We start from the raw sequence: 23,851 nt of genomic DNA, 5'->3' as shown, positions 1-23,851 counted from the left end.
GATAAGGATGCCCATGTACTTTGAGGACTTCCAGGTAGGCCAGCGCTTCACCACCCCAGCCCGCACGGTAACCGAGGCAGACGTGGTGAACTTTGCCGGAGTTTCCGGGGACTACAACCCCATCCACACCGACGCAGAATTTGCGAAGAACACCCCCTTCGGCCAGCGCATCGCCCATGGGCTTCTGGTCCTTTCCATGCTCACCGGCCTTCGGCAGCGGAGCGGACACTTTGAGGGCACCATTATCGCCTGGATGGAGATCCGCAACTACAAGTTCCTGAAGCCCGTATTTATAGGGGACACCGTGAGGGGGGAAAGCGAGATCCTGGAGAAGCATGAAACCAGTAAGCCCGACCGGGGTGTGGTGGTACAGCGGGTACGGGTCCTGAACCAGCGGGACGAGGTGGTTCAGGAAGGGGAATTCGTCACCTTGGTCCGCAGGAAACCCCAGGAATAGCGCATGAAAAGCCTACTTGCCCGAGTGGGTTCCAAGCCGAGGTGCGGCTATCAGCATGGGTAGTTTGTTTGGGGTGCGGGGGCCCCAAAGGAGAGTTTCTCCAGGGAGGAGAGGGGGCGCATGGGGCAATCCTCGTTTCTGGGCACCGCCTTAAGCCACCGGGAGTCACCCAAACCCCATAAGGGCCCCTAGGAAGGGGCTTGACAGTCCCTTAAGGGGAGGAGTAAAACGAGGTTACCGACCGGTCGGTGAGATCCCCTAGGGTATGGAAGGCGCACCATGTGCGGAGCAACCTTTGAGCAGCACCACCTCGGCACTCTCAATACCCCGCGGACAAGCGACTGTCGGAGGTGACCCGTATGATCAGGAAGTTCATAGCCCTTCTCCTCTTCGCTTCAGGTTTGGCCTTTGGCCAATATAAGATTGGCGCGCACCTACCACTGACAGGCAACCTGGCTCGTATCGGAAACGAAATGGCCAACGGCGTGCAACTCGCGGTCGAACACTTTAACGCTCGCGCACCGTTCCGAGTAGAGCTGGTTCTCCTTGACGACGAAAGTTCACCCGCCAAAGCTGTGGCTGCTGTAGAGCGTCTTGTGGGCCGAGAACGAGTCCTGGGCATTACGGGGGGATACGGCTCCAACATCATTGGTCCTGCGTCGGAAGTAGCTGAGCGAGCCCGGGTACCTTACATCACAAGTGGAGGCCTAGCCCGGGATCTCACCGAACGCGGGTTCCGCTACTTTTTCCGGTTCACCAACGTGGAAGGCTATACGGTAGTAGCTGACCTAATCGCCAAGGGCTTTGGAGCTAAGCAGGTGGCCCTAGCCCACGATGACGGAGCAGGAGGAACGGACGTAGCCCGAGCAGTTCGGGCCAAGCTTCAGGCCCTAGGGCTAAGACTGGTTTTTGACAGTAGCTACCCGGGACGTGCTACGGATCTGAAGCCTCTTCTTGAACAAGTCAGTCGCTCAGGAGCAGATGTGCTCGTTTTCATCGGCTACGAGAATAATTACGCCACAGTCCTAAGGGGAGCACAAGTCGTTCGACCAAAGGTGAATGCCTTTGTGGGCCTCTATAGCCTAATCACCCCCTCACTTCTCCAAGATTTGGGGCCCCTCATGGAGGGAGTCTATGGAACAGAACCCTGGACAGATGGTTCCGCTCCTCTGAGGCTTCGAGCCCAAGAAGCAAAGTTTGTTCGGGACTACCGTGACCGATTCCGGCAACGGCCTGGATACCTTGCTGCATTGGGATACGTTCAAACACAACTCTTACTTGAAGCCTTAGCTAAAGCGGTAGCCTCCGGTAACCCCACTCCCCAGGCTGTTCGAGATGCCTTGGCGTCAAGCCGAGGAGAAACCTTGGTTTCGGAGGTTCGCTTTGACGAAAAGGGGGATAACATCCTCTATCGAACCGTGGTTTCCCAAGTCCAGGGAGGGAAAGGCGTTCCGGTTTGGCCTCGGGAGCGAGCATACGGTCGCTTCGTATATCCTAAGGTTCCCTGGTGATGGAACTGTTGCTGAGTACATTAGCTTCGGGCCTTTCCCAAGGGGGAATCTACGCTCTCATTGGGGTGGGGCTCTCTCTGATCTTTGGAGCCATGCATGTGGTTAACTTGGCTCACGGTGAGGTGCTGGTAGCCGGAGCCCTTCTGACCTACATAGCAGCCAGCGCAGGTCTACCTCTTCCTCTAGCCATTTTCCTTGGCAGTGCCCTGGGGGCGCTGCTTGGGTTATTCTTGTTCTTGCTTCTCCTACCGGCACGACGAGAGCCCCCCTTAAGCAGCATGGTAATAACCTATGGGGCAGCTTTAATTCTCCTTTACGGTATTTTAGAACTCTTCGGGGCAAATCTTCGCACCCTGGCCTACCAAGAATGGGTGAAGCCTGTGATCCTAGGCCCAATCCGGCTCGCCTTAGGAGAACTCCTTACCACAGGGATTGCGCTTTTGGCTGTAGCCGGAGTATCCTGGTTCCTTACAAAAACTTGGATGGGCCTCGGAGTTCGAGCCTTGGCTCAGCATAGAGAAGCAGCCATTTCCCTGGGAATTCCACCTCTCTCCGCAGAAGCCTCGGCTTTCGCCCTTGGCTCGGCGCTGGCCGCTCTTGCGGGTAGCCTTCTAGTTGCCGTTCAACCCATTTCCCCGGTAGCAGCTCCCCTTTTCACCGTCAAAGCCTTTGTGGTAGTGGTCTTGGCAGGCTTGCTATCGCCCTCGGGCGTAGCCCTGGCCGGGCTACTCCTTGGCACAGTGGAGAGCCTGAGCACCCTCCTAAACCCTGCCTTGGGAGAGCTTCTGACATTTTCCGTATTCATCCTGATCCTCCTTTTTAAGCCTGAAGGGCTTTTTGGGAAAAGGAGGAGAGCATGAAGGAAAGGCTACCCATTCTCATCCTGTTCGCTGGGCTTTCGTTCCTACCCCTCTTCCTTGATGACTACCTTCGACACCTCTTAATCACTGCTCTAGTCCTTGCCCTACTCGCCCTCTCCTGGAATATTCTAGGGGGCTTCGCAGGCCAAATCTCCTTCGGCCACGCAGCTTTTTTTGGCCTCGGAGCATATGGGGCAGGAATTCTTGCCAAAAATGGATTTAATCCATGGTTAGCTTTATTCCTCGGAAGCGGTATCGCCTTGCTGGGAGGAGCTATAGCGCTCCCTACTCTCCGCCTCAGGGGTCCCTACTTTGCGCTGGCGATGCTGGCCTATGCAGAGGTTCTAAGAACTCTTGCAATCCTCGCAGAGAACCTGACCGGAGGAGCAGCAGGCTTATTCAATATCCCTGCGTTACATCTAGCGGGCATCGATCTTAGCGCAAAATTGCCAAACTTCTACATAGCTCTCGTTCTTCTGGTCCTGGGAACTAGCGTAACCTTCTACCTCCGGTACGGACCTTTAGGGCTAGGGCTTGCCGCTCTCCATGAAGAGGAAGCAGCCCAAGCAGGTGGAGTACCCGTCTTTCGCCTGAAAGCTCTGGCCCTCTTTGCCAGCGCTGGTCTTGCGGGCTTGGCCGGTGCTTTTCAAGCACTGTACATCCGGTTCCTAGAACCACCTTACGCCTTTAGCCCTGAGTGGTCGATCTACCCCCTCGTGGCTGCCCTCTTAGGAGGAAAAGGGACCGTGGTGGGACCTATCCTCGGCACTTTTGGGCTTTATCTGGGGGCGGAGCTAGTGGTTAAACAACTTCTAGAAAGGGGTTACCACATCCTGACTGGCCTGTTGGTGGTTTTGGTGATCCTTTTCCTTCGGCGGGGGCTTTTTGGCTTTTTGGAGGATCGATATGCCACTTTACGCCCAAAACATTAAGGTGAGTTTTGGAGGGCTTCTCGCCCTACAAGGGGTTACCCTTGAGGTAAAGATTGGATACAGGGTGGGACTTATTGGCCCAAATGGCGCAGGTAAAACCACCCTTTTCTCGGTTCTAAGCGGGCACATTCGACCTCAGGAAGGTGAGGTTTTTCTCGATGGACACCGTATCACCCACCTTTCCCCAGAGACACGGGCCCGGCTTGGCGTAGGCCGCACGTTTCAGATCCCCCGTCCCTTTCCTGGCCTCACCGTGTATGAGAACGCTCTCGTTTTCGCTCGCTTTACGGGTCGAGCTCCGAACCCTGAAAAAAGTGCCCAAAAGGCCCTAGAAGTCCTCGACTTACTAAAAATCGCGGATGTTCCAGTCGAACAACTTAACGTAAGCCAACTGAAGAGGTTGGAACTTGCCCGCGCCCTAGCTGCTGAACCTCGCTATCTCCTACTAGATGAGGTTTTCGCCGGCCTCAACCCCAGGGAAAAAGCAGAGCTTGCCGAACAAGTCGAAATTTTGGCTAAGGAACGAAACCTGGGCCTCCTCGTAGTGGAGCACGATCTGAAGACCGTATTCCGCCTAACGCAATGGGTTTATGTGCTATCTTTCGGCTCCCTGATCGCCGAGGGTCCCCCTGAAGCTATAGCCCAGGATCCCAAGGTGATTGAAGCCTACACCGGGGGGGTGATCTGATGCTCGAAGTTCACCGTCTCGAGGCAGGCTATGGGCCTTTCCAAGTCATCTCAGACGTAAGCCTAGTGGTACGACCTGGGGAAATGGTAGCCCTCCTGGGACCCAATGGGGCTGGCAAAACCACGCTTTTAAAGGCGCTGATGGGTTTAACCTGGCGTCGCGGGAAAATAGTCTTCCAGGGTAAATCCATAGAACACCTCCCCCCCCACAGAATAGCTCATCTTGGGATAGCCATAGTCCTCGAGGGTAGGAGCCTTTTCCCTGAAATGACCGTATATGAGAACCTTCTTGTCGGGGCTTACCGGCCCATGGCTCGCCAAAGGTTTAAGGAACGTCTAAGCGAGGTCTACACCCTATTCCCCATTCTAAAGAACCGGGAAAAACAACTTGCTGGAACGCTTTCCGGAGGGGAACAACAAATGTTAGCCATCGCAAGAGCCCTGATGTCCGCTCCCAAGTTGCTTCTAGTGGACGAGCCCACGTTGGGTCTTGCACCCCGCCTTGGAACTGAGCTACTTCGGCTCCTGTCCAACCTCAAGGCAGAGGTTCCAATTTTACTTGCTGAGCAGAACGTAGCTTTGACTCTAGAGCTCGCTGACCGCGTTTATGTGCTGGAGGAGGGGCGGGTGGTACTGGAGGGGCCAGCAAAGGATATGCTGCAGGATACGCGCGTGCGCGAAAGCTACTTGGGCATACGCTAATGAAGGCGAACGTGAAGCCAGGGTTTGCCGACACCAGGTACGTCCAATCCCTTCCAAGCAGAGCGGAAATGTTGAGAGGGAGGCCCATATGTTTCCGAGCACCATGATGGAGGAGGAACTCAATCTGTGGGACTTCCTGGAACGGGCGGCAGAGCTTTTTCCCAGGAAGGAAGTGGTATCCCGGCTCCACACAGGGGAAGTTCATCGCACCTCCTATGCCGGAATTTACCTGCGGGCTAGAAGGCTCATGGGGGGCCTGAGGAAGCTGGGAGTGGAGGTGGGAGACCGGGTGGCCACCTTGGGCTTCAACCACTTCCGCCACCTGGAAACCTACTTCGCTGTGCCAGGAATGGGGGCGGTCCTCCACACCGCAAACCCCCGGCTTTCCCTCAAGGAGATCGCCTACATCCTGAACCATGCGGAGGACAAGGTCCTTCTCTTTGATCCCCAGCTCCTTCCCTTGGTGGAGACCCTGCGCCCGGAGCTTTCCACCGTGCGCCACTTCGTGGTAATGGACGAGAAGGCGCCAGAGGGATACTTGGCCTACGAGGAGGTGTTGGGCGAGGAGGCGGACCCCATCCGGGTACCCGAACGGGCCGCCTGCGGCATGGCCTACACCACGGGGACCACCGGTCTTCCCAAGGGAGTGGTTTACAGCCACCGGGCCTTGGTCCTCCACACCCTGGCAGCGAGCCTCGAGGATGGCACGGCTCTCTCGGAAAAGGACTGTGTCCTCCCAGTAGTACCCATGTTCCACGTGAACGCCTGGTGCCTACCCTATGCCGCCACCTTGGTGGGAGCCAAACAGGTCCTGCCAGGACCCAAGCTAGATCCCGCCTCCTTGGTGGAACTCTTTGACGGAGAAGGAGTAACTTTTACCGCCGGAGTGCCCACGGTGTGGCTGGCCTTGGCCGATTACCTGGAGAGCACGGGACACCGCCTCAAGACCCTGCGGCGCCTGGTGGTGGGGGGAAGCGCCGCCCCGAGAAGCCTAGTGGAGCGTTTTGAGCGCATGGGCATAGAGGTGCGGCAGGGCTATGGCCTCACGGAAACTTCTCCGGTGGTGGTGCAGAACTTTGTGAAAAGCCACCTGGAAAGCCTCCCCTGGGAGGAAAGGATCCGCCTCAAGACCAAAACTGGCCTCCCCATCCCCCTGGTACGCCTTCGGGTTGCGGACGAGGAAGGTCGCCCGGTGTCCAAGGACGGCAGAACCATGGGAGAGGTCCAGCTCAAGGGACCCTGGATCACCGGAGGGTACTACCGGAACGAGGAGGCTAGCCGTAACGCCCTAACCCCCGACGGATGGTTCCGAACAGGAGACATCGCCGTGTGGGATGAGGAGGGTTATCTGGAGATCAAAGACCGGCTCAAGGACCTAATCAAGTCGGGTGGGGAGTGGATCTCCAGCGTGGATCTGGAAAACACCCTCATGGGACATCCCAAGGTGAAAGAGGCGGCGGTGGTGGCCATTCCCCACCCCAAGTGGCAGGAAAGGCCCTTAGCCGTGGTGGTGCCCAGGGGAGAGAAACCCAGCGAGGAGGAGCTTCGGGAACATCTCTTAAAGGCTGGTTTTGCCAAGTGGCAACTTCCCGATGCCTACGTCTTCGTGGAAGAGATCCCCCGCACCAGCGCGGGGAAGTTCCTAAAGCGTGCCCTCAGGGAACAGTATAAGGACCTGTTCCACGATTCCTCAGAGGGATAAGGGGGGACTATGTTCCTGGAGCAGTTTCGCCTGGACGGCAAAGTAGCCCTGGTGACGGGGGGATCTCGGGGGCTTGGCCTCGAAGCAGCCCTAGCCCTCAAGGAAGCCGGGGCCAAGGTGGCGGTTTTGGCCCGGAGGGCCAGCTTCTTTGAGGAGGCCAAAAAGCACCTTGGGGAAGCCCTTTACCTGGAAGGGGATGTGCGGGACGAAGGGCGGCTCCTCGCGGTGGTGGACCAGGTGGAGCGGGAACTTGGGCCCCTCACCATCCTGGTGAACGCCGCGGGGATCTCCTGGGGGGCCCCCTCCTGGGAGATGCCCGTGGAAAAGGTGCGGGAGGTCCTCGAGGTCAACCTGGTGGGGGCCTTCCTGGCAAGCCGCGCCGCTGCCCAGCGCATGCGGGAGAGGGGCTACGGCAAGATCATCCACATCGCCTCCGTGGCAGGGCTCAAGGGAGAGTACCCTGAGGTCCTGGACGCCGTGGGCTACTCCGCCTCCAAGGGTGGGCTCATCGCCCTTACCCGGGACTTGGCGGTGAAATGGGGCCGGTTCGGTATTCGGGTGAACGCCTTAGCCCCTGGGTTTTTCCCCACCCGCATGACGGAAAAGGTCCTGCCCAAGGTCGAGGCTTTCCTGAAGACCACCCTGCCTCTGGGGCGTCCCGGGAAACCCGGGGAGCTAGGAGGAGCAGTGCTCTTCCTGGCAAGCCCGGCCTCCGACTACATCACTGGAGCCGTCCTTCCCGTAGACGGCGGGGCTACCGCCCTCTGAACTAGGCGAAGTGGTTCACGGGGCCATGGCCGTGACCCAAGGAAGGCGCGGTTTCCAAGGCCCGGGTGAGGTAGGCCTTGGCCTCGGCCACGGCTTCCTCCAGGGGCTTTCCCAGGGCCAGGAGGGCAGCGATGGCTGCGGAAAGGGTGCAGCCCGTGCCATGGGTGTTACGAGTAGGAATGCGGGGGGCACGGAAAACCTGGATACCTTCCCGAGTAGCTAGAAGGTCCACCGCCTCCCTCCCCTCGAAATGGCCGCCTTTAAGTAGGACCGCCTGGGGGCCAAGGGCCAAAAGTTCCCGGGCCGCCTCCTGGGCTTCCGCCAGGGTCCGGATGGGCTTAGAAAGGAGGGCCTCCGCCTCGAGGCGGTTGGGGGTGATGAGGGTGGCCAGGGGGAAAAGCCTTTCTTTTAGCGCCCGGACCGCCTCTGGGGAAAGGAGGGGGTCCCCGCCCTTGGCCACCATCACCGGATCCACCACCAGGGGACGGATCCCATACCGCTTCACCCCCTCGGCCACCGCCTCCACAATGGCCGCGTTGCCCAAAGCCCCCGTCTTGGCAGCATGGATGGGGAGGTCGTCCGCCACGCTTTGGATCTGCGCATAAACCAGGTCAGGAGGTAGGAGTTCCACCCGTTGCACCCCTAGGGTGTTTTGGGCGGTGACCAGGGTAAGGGCGCTTACCCCATAGACCCTAAAGCGGAAAAAGGTCTTGAGGTCCGCCTGCACCCCGGCCCCGCCCCCGGAGTCGGAACCAGCGATGGTAAGCGCTACTTGCATGCCTCACCTCGGGCATAATGAGGATATGCGCGCCAAGGTGATGGAGCTGGACGGGCACTTGGCTTTGGTCCTCGAGGGGCATGCCCCCGGGCTAAAGCCGGGCCAGGAGGTGGAGGTGCTGGGGTGGGAAGGAACCTTGCTGGTGGCAGAGCCTGGGCCCAGCCTAGAAACCTTGAAGGCCCTGATGGCCTACCTCCAGTCCCTAAGGGAGCGCGAAGCACTTTACCGGCGCCTGGCCGATGCCTAAGCTTCCCCTCTCCTTGGTCCTGGCCATCCACGAGGACCTCCTCCGACGCTATGGGGGAAGCCCCGGGATACTGGACCTGGGCAGGCTTGAGGCTGCCTTGGAACGCCCGTGGGCTGGTTTCGCCGGGCAGGAAATCTTCCCAACCCCCTGGGAAAAGGCCGCAGCTTACCTTACCGGCATCGCCAAAGGCCACCCTTTTGTGGAAGGCAACAAGCGGACGGCCTTCGCCGTGGCCGATATCTACCTGCGCCTTTCCGGTTTCCGGCTTACCCTTAGCGACGAGGAGGCCTTCTCCCTGGTGGTGGGGGTTGCCCAGTGCCATCAGGAGGTGGGGGACGTGGCCAAAGCTTTTCGTCAGCATCTTGACCCCCCGCCCTAGCCCACGGGGTCGTGGACGTAGGGTGCACCTTGAAGCTCCATCCGGGCCTTGCCCCGTAAGACCGCCTCCACCAGGTTCATGGGGCAGAAGGGGCCGCACATGCTGCAGGCCTTGGTCCTCGAGCCCCGCTCCTCCTTGAGGCGGCGGGCCTCCTCAGGATAAAGGCAAAGAGCGAACTGGCCTTCCCAGTCCAGGCGGTAGCGGGCCTCGGACATGCGCCGGTTCCTCTCCAACGCCCGCGGGTTCCCCCGGGCCACATCGGCGGCATGGGCAGCGATTTTAAAGGCGATCACCCCTTCCTTCACGTGCTCAGGGGTGGGCAGGCCCAGGTGCTCCGCCGGGGTCAGGTAGCAGAGCATATCCGCCCCCATCCAACCGGCCAAGGCGCCTCCGATGGCCCCGGCGATGTGGTCGAAGCCAGCGGCGGTATCCACGGGAAGCATCCCCAGGATGTAGAAGGGAGCATGGCCCGTGAGCTTCTTCTGGATCTGCACGTTGGTGGCCACCTCGTTCAAAGGAATGTGGCCCGGTCCTTCCACCATCGCCTGCACCCCCGCCCGGCGGGCCCTTTCCACCAGTTCCCCGATGGTGAGGAGCTCGGCGATCTGGGCCCGGTCGGTGCTGTCCGCCAGGGACCCCGGCCTGAGGCCGTCGCCCAAAGAGAGGGTCATGTCGTAGGTGCGGGCAATGTCCAGGAGGTCGTCAAAGCGGGCGTAAAGGGGGTTCTCCTCTCCCCGGTGGAGCATCCAGGCGGCGAGAAGCCCTCCACCCCGGCTCACAATCCCCGTGGTCCGGGAGGAATTCCGGTAAACCTCCAGGTTCTTCAGGGTAACCCCCACGTGCACGGTGATGTAGTCCACCCCCTGCCGCCCGTGTTCCTCTATGACCTCGAAAAGCTCGTCCGCGGACATGTCGAAGAAGCTCTTCCGCTTGGCGGCGCGGAACTCCGCCTCATAGATGGGCACGGTGCCCAAAGGAACGGTGGCCACCTCGAGGATTCTTTCCCGGATGGCCTTCAAGTCCCCCCCTGTGGAGAGATCCATGATGGTGTCCGCCCCGTATTGGATGGCCACCCTGGCCTTTTCCACCTCCTCCTCGAGGTTGACGTAGTCGTAGGAAGTACCCAGGTTGGCGTTCACCTTCACGCTGAGCCCTTCCCCGATCCCCTTGAAGTCCCGAAGGGTGCGGTGGTTGGGGTTCCTAGGAATCACGATCCGCCCGGACGCCACCCCTTCCCGCACAAACTCAGGGGAAACCCCCTCCTTCTCCGCCACATAAGCCATCTCCTCGGTCACGATGCCCTTCCTTGCCGCTTCCAGCTGGGTCATAGCTACACCCCCAAAAGCTCGAGAATCCTCTTCGCCGTCCACGGGGCCAGGAGGACGCCGTTCCTTCCATGGCCCACCGCAGCCAGCACTCCCCTTTCCACCTCACCCACGAAAAGCTCTCCCACCGGCCTGTACCCCCAAAGGGCCTCCCGGAACCTGGCCCCTGCCAGCAGGGGAAAGCGCTCGTGGGCGTAGTCGGAAAGCCACCTTAGGCCGAATAGATCCACTCCTTGAGCCCATCCCTCTCGCTGGGTGGCCCCCACGTATACCCCACCCTCCCGGGGAAGGAGGTACCCTTCCCCAGCGAAAAGGGGGGCAGGAGGAGCCGGGCCCTCGAGGACCAAGGCCTCCCCCTTCAGGGGCCGGACCCCAAGGCCAAATCGGCTACCCCAGGCGCCCACGGCCAGGAGGACGAACCGGGCCTGGGCGGTAAAGGGCTCCTCCCGCCAGCGCCCTCGCACTCCCCCTTCCTTCACCTCCTCCACCTCGGCTTGAAGGAAAGGGGTTTCCATGACCTCCAAAGCTTTCAGTAAGGCCTCGCGGAGGGCCTTGGGATGGACATACCCCCCAGGGAAGGTACGCGCTCCCCTTCCACCCCGAACCGGGTAGGACAAGGACTCCTGGGCCTCCCAGGCCTCCTTTTCCACCTGGGACAGGGCCACCACCTGGGTGCCGCTAAACCCCGCCTCCACCTTCCATCCCTTGGCGGCAAGCTCCTCGAGGAGGCCTGGATAGTACTCTAGGCCGAAAAGGGCCGCCTCCAAAACCTCCCCGGAAAGCCCCTCGGGATAAGGAGCCAGCATCCCCGCACTGGCCAGGGTAGCCGCTCCCTCCTTACCGGCATCTAGGAGGAGGACGGAAAGCCCCCGCTTCCTGAGCTCGTAGGCGGCGAGGGTTCCGATAATCCCCGCCCCCACCACCGCCACCTCTACCCTCACGGCTTAGGACCTCCCAAAGGGATGCCCTCCATGGGGCTCGAGGGGCTCGCCACCTCCCGGGGTCGCATGGGGCCGGCCAAAAAGGCTTTCCTCCCCGCCTCCACAGCCAAACGAAAGGCCTCAGCCATGGCCACGGGATCTTGGGCCTCGGCAATGGCGGTATTCACCAGCACGGCGTCCAAACCCATCTCCATCACCTCCGCTGCATGGGAAGGGAGGCCAAGCCCTGCATCCACCACCACCGGGGGCAATGAGGTCTTCTCCCGGGCGAAGAGCTCCAAAAGGGCCCGGGTCTTCACCCCCCAGCCGGAGCCGATGGGGGCCGCCAGGGGCATCACCGTAGCCGTGCCCTGCTCCGAAAGCTTCTTGGCCAGGACGAGGTCAGGACCGATGTAGGGCAGGACCAGGAAGCCCTCATCGATGAGCATCCTCGCCGCCCTCAGGGTCTCCACGGGATCGGGGAGGAGATAGGTGGGGTCAGGGATCACCTCCAGCTTCACCCACCTCTCCCCGGTGAGGACCCGGCCCAGCCGGGCTATCCTCAACGCTTCCTCCGCCGTCCTGGCACCTGCTGTGTTGGGCAGGAGGCGCACGCCCTCTAAGGCCTCGAGGAGACCCACATGCCCGGGCATCCTGGCCTCCACCCGGCGGATGGCCACGGTGACCACCTCGGCCCCCGCAGCCTTTATGGCCTCCCGCATCACCCCGAAGTCCCGGAACTTGCCCGAGCCCAGGATAAGACGGCTTTCAAGCTCTATGTCCCCGACCTTCCAGGTGTCCATCTAGCCTCCTTGCATGAGGGTGACCACCTCCACCACATCCCCCTCCTTCAGGACGTGGTGAGGAAGCTCCCGCCCCAGGTAGGCCTCCTCGTTGAGGAGGACCGCCACCCGGGAAAGATCCACATCCAGCTCCTCCAGAACCTCCCTGAGCGTCTTGCCCTCGAGGGGCTTAGCCTCCCCGTTAAGCCACACCATAAAGCCGCTCCCTGAATGCCTGGGCCGCCCGCTCGGGGTTCTCAGCGTCCAGGATGGCGCGGACCACCACAACTCGGCGCGCCCCGGCCTCCAAAACCTCCCCCAGGTTCTCCAGGGTGATGCCGCCGATGGCGTACCAGGGCCTCTCCCCCAGGTTCTCCCGGGCCCAGCGCACATAACCCAGGCCCGCGGCCTGCCTCCCCGGCTTGGTGGGGGTTTCCCACACAGGGCCTATGGAGAGGTAGTCCACTCCTTCCTCGAGGGCTCTTAGGGCCTGTTCGGGAGCGTGGGTAGAGCGGCCCACCATCCCCTGAAAGAAGCGCCGGGCCTCCGCGGGCGTCAGGTCCCCCTGGCCAAGGTGCACCCCATCCGCTCCCAGAAGAGCCGCCAGGTCCGGCCGGTCGTTGAGGAAGAAGGGCACCCCATACCGTCGGGCCAGGGCCAGCATCCTTTCCCCCAGGTCCAGGATGGGCCTCGCCTCCCAGTCCTTGGCCCGAAGCTGCACGACCTCCACCCCACCCGCCAGGGCCCGTTCCGTCCGATCCAGCACCTCCACCATGGACCAACCGGGCCTCGGGGTCACCACCAGGTAGAGCCTTCCCAGCAAGCTTTCACCTCCCCAGCGCATGTGCCCTACGGGTAAAGCCTCAAGCGGGTATCCAGGGCCCACGCGGCCTGGGGAGAGGTCGGTTTGTAAGGGGATTCTTCCGCATAGGCTTCCCTCCGCCGGCATTACCCGGATCAGGTTCTAAGGGTTGCTGGGAGAAACCCAGCTCTCAGCCCCTCCATTGGGGCACCCCTAGCCTGTCCCTTCCACTATAGCATGCGGGGCTCTCGAAAACCCGGCCTGGGGAACAGGGCATATACCCTTGACTTTCACACACTCAATGGTATATCATGCCGGGCAATCCCCCGGGGAGGGGGGAAAGGAGGCAGGATGGCAGGACTCAGCGCGGAGGTCGAAGCCGAAATCCAGTATCTGGAGGCCATGATTGCCCGCCTCGAGGCGGGGGAGGAAGACCCCGAGGACTTCCGGGTCTACCGCCTGAAAAACGGCATCTACGGCATTCGGGGAAGGCCAGAGCACCACATGGTGCGCATCAAACTCCCCGTGGGCCGGGTAAGCCCGGAGGCCCTAAGGGTTCTGGCAGAGGTGGCGGAGCGGTATGCAGAAAACCGTCTGGCCCACGTAACCACCCGGCAGGCGGTACAGCTCCACCACGTGCACCGAAGGGACGTACCCCACGTCCTCCGGGCTGTAAACAGGGTAGGCCTCACTACCCGCGAGGCCTGCGGCCACTCCATCCGAGCCATCACCTGCTGCCCGTACGCCGGAGTTTCCCCTGAAGAGCCTTTTGACGTGACTCCCTATGCCGAGGCCGCCTACCGCTACTTCCTCCGTCACCCCGTGGGGCAGAACCTGCCCCGCAAATTCAAGATTGCCTTTGAGGGGTGCGCCACAGACCATGCCCGTACCCCCATTCACGACATCGGGGTGGTGGCCGCGGTGGAGGGGGGCAAAAGGGGCTTCCGCCTTTATGTGGGCGGGGGCTTGGGAGCGGCTCCCATGAGCGCGGAACTTTTGGAACCCTTTACCCCAGAAGAGGACCTCCTCCCCACCATGCTGGCCATCATCCGCCTCTTTGACCGCCACGGTAACCGCAAGGTCCTAACCCAAGCCCGGCTCAAGTTTCTGGTAAAGAAGTGGGGAATTGCCGCCTTCCGCGAGGCGGTAAGGGAGGAAAGGCGGATCGTGAAGCTCACCGCAAGCGGTGAGGACCTAAAGGCCTGGCAACCTCCCCAGGACCTCCCACCCCCAAGCCTTCCCTCCCCTCCCAGGAAGCCCTTCTCCTTCGCTCCCGGGTTTGATGCCTGGCGCCGCACCAACCTCTTTCGTCAAAAGCAAGAGGGCTACTACACCGTGGCCGTGCGCCTTCCCCTTGGGGATATCACCCCGGAAGGGCTCAGGGCGCTGGCGGATATCGCCGAAACCTACGCTGGAGAAATAAGGAGTGCCATCAGCCAGAACTTACTCCTTCGCTTCGTGCCCGAGGACGCTTTGGGTGGGCTTTACGAAGCCCTGTTGCGGGTGGGCCTGGCCCATCCTGAGGCCCACACCATCCTGGACATAACCCGCTGCCCTGGAGCTGACACCTGCAACCTGGCCATCACCCGCTCCCGGGGACTGGCGCAGGCCCTGGAAGCGCACCTCCACACCCTTCCTCTGACCCATGATCCAGCGGTGCGGTCCATTAGCATCAAGATCTCCGGTTGCCCCAACTCCTGCGGTCAACACCACATAGCCGATATCGGCCTTTACGGCTCAAGCCGTAAGGTAGGGGAAAACGAAGTTCCTCACTACACCCTCCTCCTGGGGGGGCGCACCCGGGAGGGGGAGGCCCGTTTTGGCCAAGTAGTGGCTCGGATTCCTGCCCGGCGCACTCCTGAGGCGGTGGAAAGGATCCTGAAGCGCTACCAGGAGGAACGGGAGCAGGGCGAAAGTTTCCAGGCTTATTTGGACCGGGTGGGGGCCGCCTCCTTCAAGCCCCTTCTCGAGGACCTCCAGACTATTCCTTCCTATGAGGAAGCCCCAGAGTACTACCAGGACCTGGGGGCGGAAGGGGAAACCTTCCGGGTGCAGCTAGGCCGTGGGGAGTGCGCGGTGTAAGGGAGGTTGGGAATGCGCATCGCCTATGCCGGCCTCAGGAGGAGGGAAGAGTTCAAATCCCTGGCGACAAAGCTAGGCTTAATCCCCCTCCTTCTCCCCGTTCAGGCCACGGAAAAGGTACCCGTTCCCGAATACCAGGACCATCTCCGGCGGCTGGGAGAAGGGGTGGATCTCTTCGTGGCCACCACCGGGATAGGGGTAAGGGAGCTTTTGGAAGGAGGGCGGGTTTTGGAACTAGACCTGAAGGGGAGCCTGGAGAAAGCCCTCCGCTTGGCCCGGGGGACCAAGGCCGCCCGGGTACTCAGGGACCTAGGGCTTGCCCCTCATGGGGTAGGAGACGGGACCACGCCAAGCCTCCTGCCTCTCCTACCCCAAGGGCCTGGAGTGGCCGCCCTCCAGCTTTACGGCAAGCCCCTACCCCTCCTGGAACAGGCGTTGGAGGAAAGGGGCTATGAGGTTCTCCCCCTCATGCCTTACCGCCACCTGCCGGACCCTGAGGGGATCCGCCTTCTGGAGGAGACCATTTTGGCCAAAGAGGTGGAAGCGGTAGCCTTTGTAGCCGCCATCCAGGTGGAATTCCTGTTTGAGGGAGCCCGGAACCCCTCGGACCTAAGGAAAACCTTCCAGCACGAGGTAAAGGCCCTGGCCGTGGGCCGGGTTACCGCGGATGCCTTAAGGGAGTGGGGGGTGCAGCCCTTCTACGTGGATGAGCAGGAGCGGCTAGGAAGCATGCTCCAGGGCTTCTTACGCCTGTACCGGGGGGTGGCATGACCTACTTTCCCCTCATGCTGAACCTGAGGGACAGGCCGGTTCTCCTAATCGCCGGCGGCCCGGAGACGGGGGCCAAGCTCCAAGCCCTCTTGGAGGCCCAGGCCCAGGTTACCGTCCTGGCTGAGGAGGACCATTGGAATCTGGCGGACTTGGCCAAGGAGGGAAGGATCCGCTGGCTTCCCCGAGGTTATCGGGAAGGGGACCTCGAGGGCTTCTTCCTGGTGGTGAGCCATCCCCGGGACAAGGGGATCCACCCCCAGGTAAAGGCAGAAGCGGAAAGGCGAAGGGTGTTTTTGGTGGCGGTGGACGACCCGGAAAACGCCACCGCCATCCTCCCCGCCGTGGTGCGAAGGGGGGAGTTGGTGGTGGCCCTTTCCACCTCTGGGGCTGCCCCTGCCTTGGCGGTGCGCCTAAAGGAGCGTTTTCTTCGGCTTTTGGGTCCAGAGTACGGGGAACTTGTAGCCTACCTGCGCCACCTTAGGCCACGGATAGCGGAGATCCCCTGCTTCGAAGAGCGCAAGCGGCTTTGGTACCGCCTAGTGGATTTGGCCTTAGAGGAACTTGACCTGGATCCGGAGGCCGGCCTGACCAGGGCCAAGGAAAAGGTGGAGGAAGTGCTTGCGGAGGTTCAGCCATGGACAAGGTAACAAGCGCCAAGGCCCTTATCCGGGACGCCCTAGCGGAAGGCCAAAAGCCCTGCTTCACGTGCAGTTTCCAAGCAGAGGACGTGGTGGTGCTCCATCTCCTCTTGGAGGAGAAACCCGACATCCCCGTCCTCTTCCTGGACACCGGCTACCACTTCCCGGAGGTTTACGCCTACCGGGATGCCCTAAAGGAGAAGCTTGGCTTCCAGCTCATCAACCTCTCCCCAAGCCTTTCCCGGGAGGAGCAGGAACGCCTCTACGGGAAGCTCTACGAGACCGACCCCACCCGCTGCTGCCAGATCCGCAAGGTGGACCCGCTATTCCGGGCCCTCGAGGACTACGACACCTGGTTCACAGGGCTTAGACGGGAGCAGTCCCCCACCCGGGCCCACCTGAAGCCCCGGGAGGAAGCCATCCTCGAAAGCGGCCACCGCCTCATCAAGGTGAACCCCCTCTACGATTGGACCCTGAAGGAGGTCTTCGCCTATCTGGCTGTGGCCGATCTCCCCCACCTTCCCCTTTATGACCAAGGCTACCTCTCCATCGGCTGCGCTCCCTGTACGGCCAAGCCCCTAGACCCCAAGGACCCCCGCTCCGGCCGCTGGGTAGGCAAGGGCAAGCTGGAGTGTGGCATCCACCTGCACGGAAGGAGGGAGTAGCATGGCCTTCCTCATGGGCTTCCTGATCGCCTTCGCCATTGGGGTCACTGGGGTGGGGGCCGGCACCATCACCGCCCCCCTCCTCATCCTGGGCCTGGGCCTTTCCCCGGAGATCGCGGTGGGCACGGCCCTTCTCTTCGGTTTTCTGGTCAAGGTTCCCGCCGGCGCCGTCTACCTCTTTAGGCGCCAGGTGGCGGGTAGGGTGCTGGGCCTCCTCCTTTTGGGGGGGCTCCCCGGGGTCCTGCTGGGCAGCCTCCTCCTGGTTCACCTTAAGGGGGCCAAGGACATGGTCCTCCTCCTGGTGGGGCTCACCGTGGTGGTTTCAGCGGGACTTGGGCTCTACCGGAGCCTAGCCCGGCTAACCCTGAGCCGGGAACGGCCCTGGCTCCTGCCTCCCGCCGCCTTCGGGATTGGCCTCGAGGTGGGCTTCTCCTCGGCAGGAGCAGGGGCCCTGGGCAGCCTCCTCCTGCTCTACGCCACCCGCCTTACCCCCCAGCAGGTGGTGGGCACGGACATCCTCTTCGGCCTGGTCCTCTCCCTGGTGGGGGGTGGGGTGCACCTCCACTTCGGCCAGGTGGACCCAAAGCTCCTCCTTTCCCTAAGCCTAGGAGGGATCGTGGGGGCCAGCCTGGGGGCCCTCGTGGCCACCCGCGTGCCCAAGCAGCCCTTCCGGGTAGCCCTCCTCCTCTGGCTTCTCTTCATCGGTGCTCAGCTGGTCTGGCGGGGGGTGGCCCATGGCTAAGGTCTACCTGGTGGGAGCCGGGCCAGGAGATCCCGACCTCCTCACCCTGAAGGCCTACCGCCTCCTCAGAGAAGCCCCGGTGGTCCTCCACGACCGGCTGGTGGACGGGAGGATCCTGGCCCTAATCCGGGGGAAAAGGGTGGAGGTGGGCAAGGCGGAAGGGGAAAGCGGCAAGCAGGAAGCCATCCACCGGCTTCTCCTCCACTACGCCCGGACCTATCCCTTTGTGGTCCGGCTCAAGGGGGGGGACCCCCTCGTCTTCGGAAGAGGGGGCGAGGAGGTGCTTTTCCTCAGCGCCCATGGGGTGGCGGTGGAGGTAGTACCTGGGGTAAGCAGCATCCTGGCCACAGGACTTCCCCTAACCCACCGAGGCCTTAGCTCGGGCTTCGCGGTGGTCTCCGGGGTTTTAGAGGGTGGAGGATACCCGGACCTAAGCACCTCCGCCAAGGTACCCACCCTAGTGGTCCTCATGGGGGTGAGAAGGCGGGCATGGATTGCCCAAGAGCTCATCCGGTTGGGAAGGGATCCCAAGGAACCTTGCCTCTTCGTGGAGAGGGCCACCACCCCCAAGGAAGCGCGGGTGTTAAGCCGGCTGGAAGAGGTGGCGGAGGGGAAGGTGGAGGTGGCCGCCCCAGCGGTCTGGGTGATCGGCAAGGTGGTGGAGGTCTTTGACGTTCTCCAAAAAACACCACAGGCTTGGGCCCTTGCGGAGGTTTGACCATGGTGGAAACCCTACCCCAGGTGACCATTGGCGAGGACGAGCGGCTGGACCTAGAAAACCTGGCCACGGGAGCCTTCCACCCTGTGCGAGGCTTTATGACTCGGGAGGAAACCCTTTCCGTGGCCCAGGAGATGCGCCTTCCTTCGGGAGAAGTTTGGACAATTCCCATCCTCCTCCAGCTCCAGGAGCGACCCCGGGTGGACAAGGGGGATCAGGTGATCCTCGTGCACCGGGAAAAGCCGGTGGCCCTTCTCCAGGTAGAGGACGCCTACGAGCTGGACCTCAAGGCCCTGGCCCGCCAGGTGTTCGGTACGGAAAGCGAAGCCCACCCCGGGGTCAAGAAGCTCCTCACCAAGGGGCCCTACGCCCTCGGGGGACGAGTAGAGGTGTTGGCCTGGAGACCCCGGTCTGCACAGCTGGAGAAAACCCCTGAGGAGATGCGGGCTTTCTTCCGGGAAAAGGGCTGGAGTAGGGTGGTGGCCTTTCAAACCCGCAACGCCCCCCACCGGGCCCACGAGTACCTAATCCGGTTGGGACTGGAGCTGGCCGATGGAGTTCTAGTCCATCCCATCCTGGGTGCCAAGAAAGAGGACGACTTCCCCACGGAGGTCATCGTTAAGGCTTACCAAGCCCTCATAGAAGGCTTTTTGCCCCGGGAACGGGTGGCCCTGTTTGGCCTTGCCACCCCGATGCGCTACGCCGGCCCCCGGGAAGCGGTATTCCACGCCCTTGTGCGCAAGAACTTCGGGGCCACCCACTTCCTGGTGGGCCGGGATCATGCAGGGGTAGGAGATTTTTACGATCCTTACGCAGCCCACCGCATCTTTGACCAGCTTCCCCCCTTGGGCATCGAGATCGTGAAGGTGGGCGCGGTCTTTCACTGCCCCATCTGCGGCGGGATCGCCTCGGAAAGAACCTGCCCCGACCACCACCGGGAGAGGCGGATCTCCATCAGCATGACCAAGGTGCGGTCCCTCTTAAGGGAAGGCAAAACCCCACCCGCCGAACTGGTACGACCTGAACTGATCCCTATCCTTCAAGAAGGAGTCTAGGGCAGCCAAGGCTTCCCCGGAAGACGGAAAGGCCCTCACCTGGGCCTGCGTAACTTCGCCTTCCCATGGGCCAAGGCCAGGAACCTTCCGGCTCCCTCCGGGCAGGCCGGCAGGTAGAGGTGGACGAAGCTTCCCAGGATGCGCCCATCCGTGTAGCCCTCCACCTCCTCTCCCCCCACCCGCCGCCAGGCGGGGCTTGGGGAGGATTCCATCCGGGCGTAGTGGAACTCGTGCCCCTTGAAGGCCTCTCCCTTTTTGGCCACCGGGTTATCCCTCAAGGCCTCCACCTGCCGGTAGCCCAGGATGGGCCTTTCCGCCATATGGGCCTCCCCCGGAACCAGGCCCACCATGGGGAAGAAATCCTCCCCCACCCAAAGCCCCTGGGACAGGTACATGTACCCCCCGCACTCCGCCACCACCGGGCCAGGGAAACGACGGATGGCCTCCCGCATGGCCCGGTTTTCCGCAAGCTGCTCTGCGAAAAGCTCGGGGTAACCTCCTCCGAGGAGGAGGGCCTCTGCCTCCGGAAGGGCCGAATCCCCTATGGGGCTAAAGGGGACAAGCTCCGCCCCCATGGCTTCTAGGAGCTCCAGGCTTTCGGGGTAGTAGAAGCGGAAGGCTTGATCCCAGGCGTAGGCCACCCGCACCCAGGCCGGCTTCCCCTCGGGGAGGAAAGGAGGAGCCTTGGGCAGGGGCAAGGCGGAGGTGGCCAGGCGCAAGACCGCTTCCAGGTCCACCTGGAAAGCCCGGCGCAAGGCAACTAAAGGCGGGCGTATCTCCCCGGCGAGGACCAGGCCCAAATGGCGCTCCGGGATCTCCAGAAGGGGGTCTTGCGGAAGCCAGCCCAAAAGGGGCAGGCCCACCTGGCCGAGGGCCTCCCTTAGGAGTTCCGCATGCCGGGGAGAACCCACCCGGTTGGCGAAGACGCCCACCACCTGGACCCCAGGATCAAAGTTCCGGAAGCCCTGCACTAGGGGGACGATGGAACCCGCCATGCCGGAAGCATCCACCACCAAGGCCACGGGGGCTTTGAGGAGCTTGGCCACCTGGGCCGTGGAGCCCACCTGGCCCAAGGGGTCCTTGCCGTCAAAGAGCCCCATGACCCCCTCCACCAGGGCCAGGTCGGCTCCCTTGGCTCCATGCTGAAAGAGGGAAAGGAGGCCGGTTTCGTCCAGGAAAAAGCCGTCCAGATTGTAAACCCTGCGCCCGGAGGCCACCTCTAGGTGGCTGGGATCCACGTAATCCGGCCCCACCTTGAAGGGCTGGACCTTAAGACCCTGCTCCCCAAGAGCCTGGAGAAGGGCCAGGGCCACGGTGGTCTTTCCCGCCCCCGAATGGGGGGCGGCCAGAACCAGCCGGGGGAGCCTCACCATGGCCTTAGCCTGGAGAAAGGCTCGCCAGGAGGCGGGCGGCTTCCTCCTGGGCCCTTTGCAGGAAAACCCCCACCTCCACCCCTTCCGCATGCGCCAGGGCCTCGAGGTAGGCATGGAGATAGCCTTCGGAGATCAAGGCCATTACGGTAAAGCCCAGCCGGCGCCAGGCATCCGCCAGGGCCTGGGCTTCCTCCTGGGAAAGGTGCTCCCGGGCCAGGCGGGAGACGGTATCCACCACCCAGTTCCACATGGCGGCCATCATGGCGTTGGTCACCCCCCGGCGTACGTGCACCAGCCCCACCAGGGTCTGCCAGGCGAAATACTGCCCGTTAAAGGGGCCCTCCACGGTGCGCAGGTACCAGTCCCTTAGGGTCCTCTCCCGGGCTGGCCTTTCCCCTTCCCGGAAGATGGCCCGGGTGGCGGGGTGGCCGAAGAGGGTGTCGTAGAAGCCCTGGACCACCTGGCCCACCCAGCCCCTCATGAGCTCCTTGTGCCGGGAAAAAGCCCTGGCGTCCTCCAGGGGGCGGAAACGGGCGGAGGGGGGAAGCTGGGACCAGAACTCCTGGGCCAAGACATAAAAACGGCCAAGGCTCTTATCGGTCATGCGTACCATTCTACCTTCCCTGTGAGGGAATCCACCCATAGCCCAGGGAGGCCAAGCCCTTTAGCCCTAGTGCTCTATCCCCCGTAGCGCTGGCACCCCCTGGTCGAAGGCGTGCTTCACCTTGCGCATCTCGGTCACGGTGTCCGCGAGGTCCAGGAGGGCCTCCGGGGCTTCCCGACCCGTCACCACCGCGTGCACGTGGGGGGGCCGTTCCCTCAGGACCCCAAGGAACTCCTCCAGGGGAATCCAGCCGTAACGCACGGGATAGGTGGCCTCATCCAGAACCACCAGGTCCCACTCCCCGGAAAGAAGGGCCGCCCTCGCCCTTTCCCAGCCTTCCCTAGCCAGGGCCGCCGAGTGGTCCAGGTCCCGGCTTTTCCAGGTGAACCCATCCCCCAAGCCCTCCACGGGAATCCCCAGGGCAGAGAAGGCCCGGTGTTCCCCAAAGCGGGCCCCTTGATGCTTGATGAACTGGAAGATCCTCACCCTCAGGCCCCGGCCATGAGCCCGAAGGGCCAGGCCAAAGGCTGCGGTGCTCTTTCCCTTGCCGTCCCCGGTGTAGACCAAAAGGAGGCCCCGCCGTTCCCCGGTGGGCCGGGTGTAGGGCTTTACCCGCTTAGGGCTTTCCATAGCACGTAGCCTACCAGGCCCCCAAGTTCTCCCAGGGCGATCATGGCCCCGAGGACATCCCCGTTGATGCCGCCCAGGCGGGCAAGCGCGAAGCGGGCCACCAGGTAGGCGGTGAACAGGGTCAAAAGGGCGGACCAGGGGTAAAGAACGGGAAAGGGAAGGGCAAGGAGGAAGGCTCCCCAAACCGGTCCCCCCCGGATGAGTCCAGCCATCCCCTGGTGCAGAAGGGGATACCGGTTCAGAAAGGGCAGGATGGCGAAACGGGCAAAGCCGGGGAGGAAGAGGAGGAAAAGGGGATCCCGCACCAGGGCCAGAGCCTGCCAGAGGAGGAGGAGGTAGAGCCCTCCTACCCCGAAAGCGAAGGGACCCAGGTGGGGGTCTTTGAGAATGCGAAGCCGCTCTGCCCTGGGCCTCGAGCCCAGGAGGGCATCGGCGGCGTCCAAAAGCCCATCCAGGTGCAAAAACCCCGTGAGGAAGAGAAGGCAAGCGAGCAGCAAGGCGGCCAGGAACTCTTCGGGAAGGGGGAGAAGGGCGAGAAGAGAGAGGGGAAGCCCAAGGGCATAGCCCGCCAGGGGGAAGAACAGCGTGCTCCGTCGGAAATCCTCCGGGCTGGCCTCCCGGGGAGCCAGGGGAAAGACGGTAAGAAGGCCTAGGGCCAGGCGCAGAAGCCGCAGCATGGGCTTAAGGGCGGTCGGAAACCCCTGCCTCCTCAAAGGTGGCCATGTGCAGGATGCGGGCCGCAGCCCTGAGGAGGGGCATGGCCAGCACCGCCCCCGTACCCTCCCCTAAGGCCAGGTCCAGGTCCAAAAGGGGCTTGAGGTCCATAGCCTCCAGCTGGCGGCGGTGGCCGGGCTCGCGGGAGAGGTGGCCGGCGAAGAGGTGCTCCCGGATCCCCGGGGCAAGCCTCCAGGCGAGGAGGGCCCCGCTCGTCACGGGAAAGCCGTCCAGCACCAAAGGAAGCCCAGCCTCGTAGCCCTCCAGGTAGATCCCGGCGATGGCGAGAAGCTCAAGCCCCCCCACCTGGGCGGCCACCTCGAGGGGCCCCATGCCAGGGCGGAGGCGGGCAAGGGCCCTGGCCACCGCTTCCCGCTTGCGCCTTAGGCCCTCCTCCCCCACCCCCGTTCCCCGGCCCACCACGGCCTCAGGAGGAAGGCCGAGGAGGGCAGCGGTAAGGGCGGCTGCCGCCGTGGTGTTGCCAATCCCCATGTCCCCAGCGGCAAGGAGGGTGGCGCCCTGGGCTATGGCCTGCCTCGCCGCCTCTCGGCCCGCCTGGAGGGCCCTTTCCGCCTCCTCCAAGCTCATGGCGGGGCCTTGGGCGAGGTTGTCTGTCCCTTCCCGCACCTTGCGGGAAAGAAGCCGCGGGTGTTGGGGAAGTTCCCCCTTTACCCCCACGTCCAGCACGTACACCTCGCACTCGGCCACCCGAGCGAACTGGTTGATGGCGGCACCCCCCCGGAGAAAGTTCAGCACCATCTGCCGGGTGACCTCCTGGGGGTAGGCCGAGACCCCCTCCGCCACCACCCCGTGGTCTGCAGCAGCCACCACCACCGCCCCCAGGCCCAGTTCCGGTTTCAGCCTTCCCTGGATGGCGGCAAGCCGCACCGCCACCTCCTCCAGGTGGCCCAGGGACCTAGGGGGCTTGGTGAGTCTCTCCATGCGCCTCCACGCTGCTTGCAAGGTTTCACGGTAGTCCATACGGCAAGGAGTATAAGCTTTGGAGC

28 protein-coding genes and 1 riboswitch are annotated in these 23,851 nt (G+C 62.7%); of the genes, 17 read left to right on the top strand and 11 right to left on the bottom strand.

The window, feature by feature from the left end; all coding sequences use genetic code 11:
* The first annotated feature begins 7 nt into the window (after window positions 1-7).
* The 8 genes from G584_RS0100265 (at window position 8) to G584_RS0100235 (ending at window position 7,619) form a co-directional block, all read left to right on the top strand.
* Window positions 8-457: a MaoC family dehydratase gene (locus G584_RS0100265; protein ID WP_028492817.1), complete on the top strand. Its 450-nt coding sequence runs from the start codon at window positions 8-10 to the stop codon at window positions 455-457.
* Window positions 458-816: 359 nt separating this feature from the next.
* Entirely contained in the window at window positions 817-1,968 is a 1,152-nt protein-coding gene (locus tag G584_RS12405) for an ABC transporter substrate-binding protein (protein WP_157626349.1), read from the top strand.
* On the top strand, window positions 1,968-2,828 hold the full coding sequence (locus tag G584_RS0100260; protein ID WP_028492816.1) for a branched-chain amino acid ABC transporter permease: 861 nt from the start codon (window positions 1,968-1,970) through the stop codon (window positions 2,826-2,828). The genes G584_RS12405 and G584_RS0100260 overlap by 1 nt, the downstream gene beginning before the upstream one ends.
* Complete coding sequence (locus G584_RS12400; RefSeq protein WP_038050601.1) at window positions 2,825-3,760, top strand: branched-chain amino acid ABC transporter permease; 936 nt, start codon at window positions 2,825-2,827, stop codon at window positions 3,758-3,760. Before G584_RS0100260 ends, G584_RS12400 begins: the two co-directional genes overlap by 4 nt.
* A complete protein-coding gene (locus tag G584_RS0100250) occupies window positions 3,735-4,448 on the top strand; it encodes an ABC transporter ATP-binding protein (protein ID WP_028492814.1) in 714 nt (237 codons plus the stop codon). The genes G584_RS12400 and G584_RS0100250 overlap by 26 nt, the downstream gene beginning before the upstream one ends.
* Window positions 4,445-5,149, top strand: a complete 705-nt coding sequence (locus tag G584_RS0100245) for an ABC transporter ATP-binding protein (RefSeq protein WP_028492813.1) — start codon at window positions 4,445-4,447, stop codon at window positions 5,147-5,149. Before G584_RS0100250 ends, G584_RS0100245 begins: the two co-directional genes overlap by 4 nt.
* 88 nt (window positions 5,150-5,237) lie before the next feature.
* Window positions 5,238-6,851 (top strand): long-chain fatty acid--CoA ligase, encoded by a 1,614-nt coding sequence (locus G584_RS0100240; RefSeq protein ID WP_028492812.1) that lies wholly within the window; start codon window positions 5,238-5,240, stop codon window positions 6,849-6,851.
* A 9-nt stretch (window positions 6,852-6,860) separates the two neighbouring features.
* Entirely contained in the window at window positions 6,861-7,619 is a 759-nt protein-coding gene (locus G584_RS0100235) for an SDR family oxidoreductase (protein WP_028492811.1), read from the top strand.
* Between the two features lies 1 nt (window position 7,620).
* Here G584_RS0100235 and thiD read toward each other — a convergent pair whose 3' ends face one another.
* Window positions 7,621-8,397: a bifunctional hydroxymethylpyrimidine kinase/phosphomethylpyrimidine kinase gene (thiD, locus tag G584_RS0100230; protein WP_028492810.1), complete on the bottom strand. Its 777-nt coding sequence runs from the start codon at window positions 8,395-8,397 to the stop codon at window positions 7,621-7,623.
* 25 nt (window positions 8,398-8,422) lie between these two features.
* On the opposite strand from thiD, the gene G584_RS0100225 reads away from it, so the two are divergent.
* Entirely contained in the window at window positions 8,423-8,644 is a 222-nt protein-coding gene (locus tag G584_RS0100225) for a hypothetical protein (protein WP_028492809.1), read from the top strand.
* Window positions 8,637-9,023 (top strand): type II toxin-antitoxin system death-on-curing family toxin, encoded by a 387-nt coding sequence (locus G584_RS0100220; protein WP_028492808.1) that lies wholly within the window; start codon window positions 8,637-8,639, stop codon window positions 9,021-9,023. The genes G584_RS0100225 and G584_RS0100220 overlap by 8 nt, the downstream gene beginning before the upstream one ends.
* Here G584_RS0100220 and thiC read toward each other — a convergent pair.
* The 5 genes from thiC to thiE are packed head-to-tail and all read right to left on the bottom strand — an operon-like array spanning window position 9,020 to window position 12,873.
* Complete coding sequence (gene thiC, locus G584_RS0100215) at window positions 9,020-10,351, bottom strand: phosphomethylpyrimidine synthase ThiC (protein WP_028492807.1); 1,332 nt, start codon at window positions 10,349-10,351, stop codon at window positions 9,020-9,022. The two genes, G584_RS0100220 and thiC, sit on opposite strands and share 4 nt — an antisense overlap.
* Before the next feature lie 2 nt (window positions 10,352-10,353).
* Complete coding sequence (locus G584_RS0100210) at window positions 10,354-11,289, bottom strand: NAD(P)/FAD-dependent oxidoreductase (protein WP_028492806.1); 936 nt, start codon at window positions 11,287-11,289, stop codon at window positions 10,354-10,356.
* The gene (locus tag G584_RS0100205; RefSeq protein ID WP_028492805.1) at window positions 11,286-12,071 is read right to left on the bottom strand and encodes a thiazole synthase; all 786 of its coding nucleotides are present in this window, start codon (window positions 12,069-12,071) and stop codon (window positions 11,286-11,288) included. The genes G584_RS0100210 and G584_RS0100205 overlap by 4 nt, the downstream gene beginning before the upstream one ends.
* A complete protein-coding gene (gene thiS / locus G584_RS0100200) occupies window positions 12,072-12,266 on the bottom strand; it encodes a sulfur carrier protein ThiS (protein ID WP_019550911.1) in 195 nt (64 codons plus the stop codon).
* Window positions 12,253-12,873 carry a thiamine phosphate synthase gene (gene thiE / locus G584_RS0100195; protein ID WP_028492804.1) on the bottom strand — a complete coding sequence of 207 codons (621 nt, stop codon included), beginning with the start codon at window positions 12,871-12,873 and terminating at the stop codon, window positions 12,253-12,255. The genes thiS and thiE overlap by 14 nt, the downstream gene beginning before the upstream one ends.
* 94 nt (window positions 12,874-12,967) lie before the next feature.
* Window positions 12,968-13,077: riboswitch (TPP riboswitch) on the bottom strand.
* A gap of 126 nt (window positions 13,078-13,203) precedes the next feature.
* Here thiE and G584_RS0100190 point away from each other — a divergent pair.
* From G584_RS0100190 to sat, 7 genes are read left to right on the top strand one after another with little or no spacing between them, the layout of a single operon-like run.
* Complete coding sequence (locus G584_RS0100190) at window positions 13,204-14,934, top strand: nitrite/sulfite reductase (protein ID WP_028492803.1); 1,731 nt, start codon at window positions 13,204-13,206, stop codon at window positions 14,932-14,934.
* A gap of 12 nt (window positions 14,935-14,946) precedes the next feature.
* Window positions 14,947-15,705: a uroporphyrinogen-III synthase gene (locus G584_RS0100185; protein WP_028492802.1), complete on the top strand. Its 759-nt coding sequence runs from the start codon at window positions 14,947-14,949 to the stop codon at window positions 15,703-15,705.
* Window positions 15,702-16,352 carry a precorrin-2 dehydrogenase/sirohydrochlorin ferrochelatase family protein gene (locus G584_RS0100180; RefSeq protein WP_028492801.1) on the top strand — a complete coding sequence of 217 codons (651 nt, stop codon included), beginning with the start codon at window positions 15,702-15,704 and terminating at the stop codon, window positions 16,350-16,352. Before G584_RS0100185 ends, G584_RS0100180 begins: the two co-directional genes overlap by 4 nt.
* Window positions 16,340-17,008: a phosphoadenylyl-sulfate reductase gene (locus tag G584_RS0100175; RefSeq protein ID WP_028492800.1), complete on the top strand. Its 669-nt coding sequence runs from the start codon at window positions 16,340-16,342 to the stop codon at window positions 17,006-17,008. Before G584_RS0100180 ends, G584_RS0100175 begins: the two co-directional genes overlap by 13 nt.
* 1 nt (window position 17,009) lies before the next feature.
* Window positions 17,010-17,750: a sulfite exporter TauE/SafE family protein gene (locus G584_RS0100170; protein ID WP_028492799.1), complete on the top strand. Its 741-nt coding sequence runs from the start codon at window positions 17,010-17,012 to the stop codon at window positions 17,748-17,750.
* Complete coding sequence (gene cobA, locus G584_RS0100165; protein ID WP_028492798.1) at window positions 17,743-18,468, top strand: uroporphyrinogen-III C-methyltransferase; 726 nt, start codon at window positions 17,743-17,745, stop codon at window positions 18,466-18,468. The genes G584_RS0100170 and cobA overlap by 8 nt, the downstream gene beginning before the upstream one ends.
* Before the next feature lie 2 nt (window positions 18,469-18,470).
* Complete coding sequence (gene sat, locus G584_RS0100160; protein ID WP_028492797.1) at window positions 18,471-19,523, top strand: sulfate adenylyltransferase; 1,053 nt, start codon at window positions 18,471-18,473, stop codon at window positions 19,521-19,523.
* Between the two features lie 35 nt (window positions 19,524-19,558).
* Here sat and G584_RS0100155 read toward each other — a convergent pair whose 3' ends face one another.
* The 5 genes from G584_RS0100155 to cobT form a co-directional block, all read right to left on the bottom strand.
* Entirely contained in the window at window positions 19,559-20,896 is a 1,338-nt protein-coding gene (locus G584_RS0100155; protein WP_157626347.1) for a cobyrinic acid a,c-diamide synthase CobB, read from the bottom strand.
* A gap of 4 nt (window positions 20,897-20,900) precedes the next feature.
* The gene (locus tag G584_RS0100150) at window positions 20,901-21,500 is read right to left on the bottom strand and encodes a protoglobin domain-containing protein (RefSeq protein WP_028492795.1); all 600 of its coding nucleotides are present in this window, start codon (window positions 21,498-21,500) and stop codon (window positions 20,901-20,903) included.
* 66 nt (window positions 21,501-21,566) lie between these two features.
* Window positions 21,567-22,130 carry a cob(I)yrinic acid a,c-diamide adenosyltransferase gene (gene cobO / locus G584_RS0100145; RefSeq protein ID WP_028492794.1) on the bottom strand — a complete coding sequence of 188 codons (564 nt, stop codon included), beginning with the start codon at window positions 22,128-22,130 and terminating at the stop codon, window positions 21,567-21,569.
* Window positions 22,109-22,807 (bottom strand): adenosylcobinamide-GDP ribazoletransferase, encoded by a 699-nt coding sequence (locus G584_RS0100140; RefSeq protein WP_083964845.1) that lies wholly within the window; start codon window positions 22,805-22,807, stop codon window positions 22,109-22,111. The genes cobO and G584_RS0100140 overlap by 22 nt, the downstream gene beginning before the upstream one ends.
* 4 nt (window positions 22,808-22,811) lie before the next feature.
* Window positions 22,812-23,825, bottom strand: coding sequence for a nicotinate-nucleotide--dimethylbenzimidazole phosphoribosyltransferase (gene cobT, locus G584_RS0100135; protein WP_028492792.1), 1,014 nt, complete (start codon window positions 23,823-23,825; stop codon window positions 22,812-22,814).
* Window positions 23,826-23,851 lie beyond the last annotated feature (26 nt).

Origin of the sequence: Thermus antranikianii DSM 12462 (assembly GCF_000423905.1) — a bacterium.
In the GTDB taxonomy this organism is placed as follows: Bacteria; Deinococcota; Deinococci; order Deinococcales; family Thermaceae; genus Thermus; species Thermus antranikianii.
The sequence above is the reverse complement of the archived record's forward strand: the minus strand, read 5'-3'. Positions and strand labels throughout refer to the sequence as shown.

Coding starts and splice junctions, on each gene's coding strand:
- G584_RS0100265 (WP_028492817.1), top strand. CDS start 8: ATGCCCATGTACTTTGAGGACTTCCAGGTAGGCCAGCGCTTCACCACC.
- G584_RS12405 (WP_157626349.1), top strand. CDS start 817: ATGATCAGGAAGTTCATAGCCCTTCTCCTCTTCGCTTCAGGTTTGGCC.
- G584_RS0100260 (WP_028492816.1), top strand. CDS start 1,968: ATGGAACTGTTGCTGAGTACATTAGCTTCGGGCCTTTCCCAAGGGGGA.
- G584_RS12400 (WP_038050601.1), top strand. CDS start 2,825: ATGAAGGAAAGGCTACCCATTCTCATCCTGTTCGCTGGGCTTTCGTTC.
- G584_RS0100250 (WP_028492814.1), top strand. CDS start 3,735: ATGCCACTTTACGCCCAAAACATTAAGGTGAGTTTTGGAGGGCTTCTC.
- G584_RS0100240 (WP_028492812.1), top strand. CDS start 5,238: ATGTTTCCGAGCACCATGATGGAGGAGGAACTCAATCTGTGGGACTTC.
- G584_RS0100235 (WP_028492811.1), top strand. CDS start 6,861: ATGTTCCTGGAGCAGTTTCGCCTGGACGGCAAAGTAGCCCTGGTGACG.
- thiD (WP_028492810.1), bottom strand. CDS start 8,397: ATGCAAGTAGCGCTTACCATCGCTGGTTCCGACTCCGGGGGCGGGGCC.
- G584_RS0100225 (WP_028492809.1), top strand. CDS start 8,423: ATGCGCGCCAAGGTGATGGAGCTGGACGGGCACTTGGCTTTGGTCCTC.
- G584_RS0100220 (WP_028492808.1), top strand. CDS start 8,637: ATGCCTAAGCTTCCCCTCTCCTTGGTCCTGGCCATCCACGAGGACCTC.
- thiC (WP_028492807.1), bottom strand. CDS start 10,351: ATGACCCAGCTGGAAGCGGCAAGGAAGGGCATCGTGACCGAGGAGATG.
- G584_RS0100205 (WP_028492805.1), bottom strand. CDS start 12,071: ATGGACACCTGGAAGGTCGGGGACATAGAGCTTGAAAGCCGTCTTATC.
- thiS (WP_019550911.1), bottom strand. CDS start 12,266: ATGGTGTGGCTTAACGGGGAGGCTAAGCCCCTCGAGGGCAAGACGCTC.
- G584_RS0100190 (WP_028492803.1), top strand. CDS start 13,204: ATGGCAGGACTCAGCGCGGAGGTCGAAGCCGAAATCCAGTATCTGGAG.
- G584_RS0100185 (WP_028492802.1), top strand. CDS start 14,947: ATGCGCATCGCCTATGCCGGCCTCAGGAGGAGGGAAGAGTTCAAATCC.
- G584_RS0100180 (WP_028492801.1), top strand. CDS start 15,702: ATGACCTACTTTCCCCTCATGCTGAACCTGAGGGACAGGCCGGTTCTC.
- G584_RS0100175 (WP_028492800.1), top strand. CDS start 16,340: ATGGACAAGGTAACAAGCGCCAAGGCCCTTATCCGGGACGCCCTAGCG.
- G584_RS0100170 (WP_028492799.1), top strand. CDS start 17,010: ATGGCCTTCCTCATGGGCTTCCTGATCGCCTTCGCCATTGGGGTCACT.
- cobA (WP_028492798.1), top strand. CDS start 17,743: ATGGCTAAGGTCTACCTGGTGGGAGCCGGGCCAGGAGATCCCGACCTC.
- sat (WP_028492797.1), top strand. CDS start 18,471: ATGGTGGAAACCCTACCCCAGGTGACCATTGGCGAGGACGAGCGGCTG.
- G584_RS0100155 (WP_157626347.1), bottom strand. CDS start 20,896: ATGGTGAGGCTCCCCCGGCTGGTTCTGGCCGCCCCCCATTCGGGGGCG.
- G584_RS0100150 (WP_028492795.1), bottom strand. CDS start 21,500: ATGACCGATAAGAGCCTTGGCCGTTTTTATGTCTTGGCCCAGGAGTTC.
- cobO (WP_028492794.1), bottom strand. CDS start 22,130: ATGGAAAGCCCTAAGCGGGTAAAGCCCTACACCCGGCCCACCGGGGAA.
- G584_RS0100140 (WP_083964845.1), bottom strand. CDS start 22,807: ATGCTGCGGCTTCTGCGCCTGGCCCTAGGCCTTCTTACCGTCTTTCCC.
- cobT (WP_028492792.1), bottom strand. CDS start 23,825: ATGGACTACCGTGAAACCTTGCAAGCAGCGTGGAGGCGCATGGAGAGA.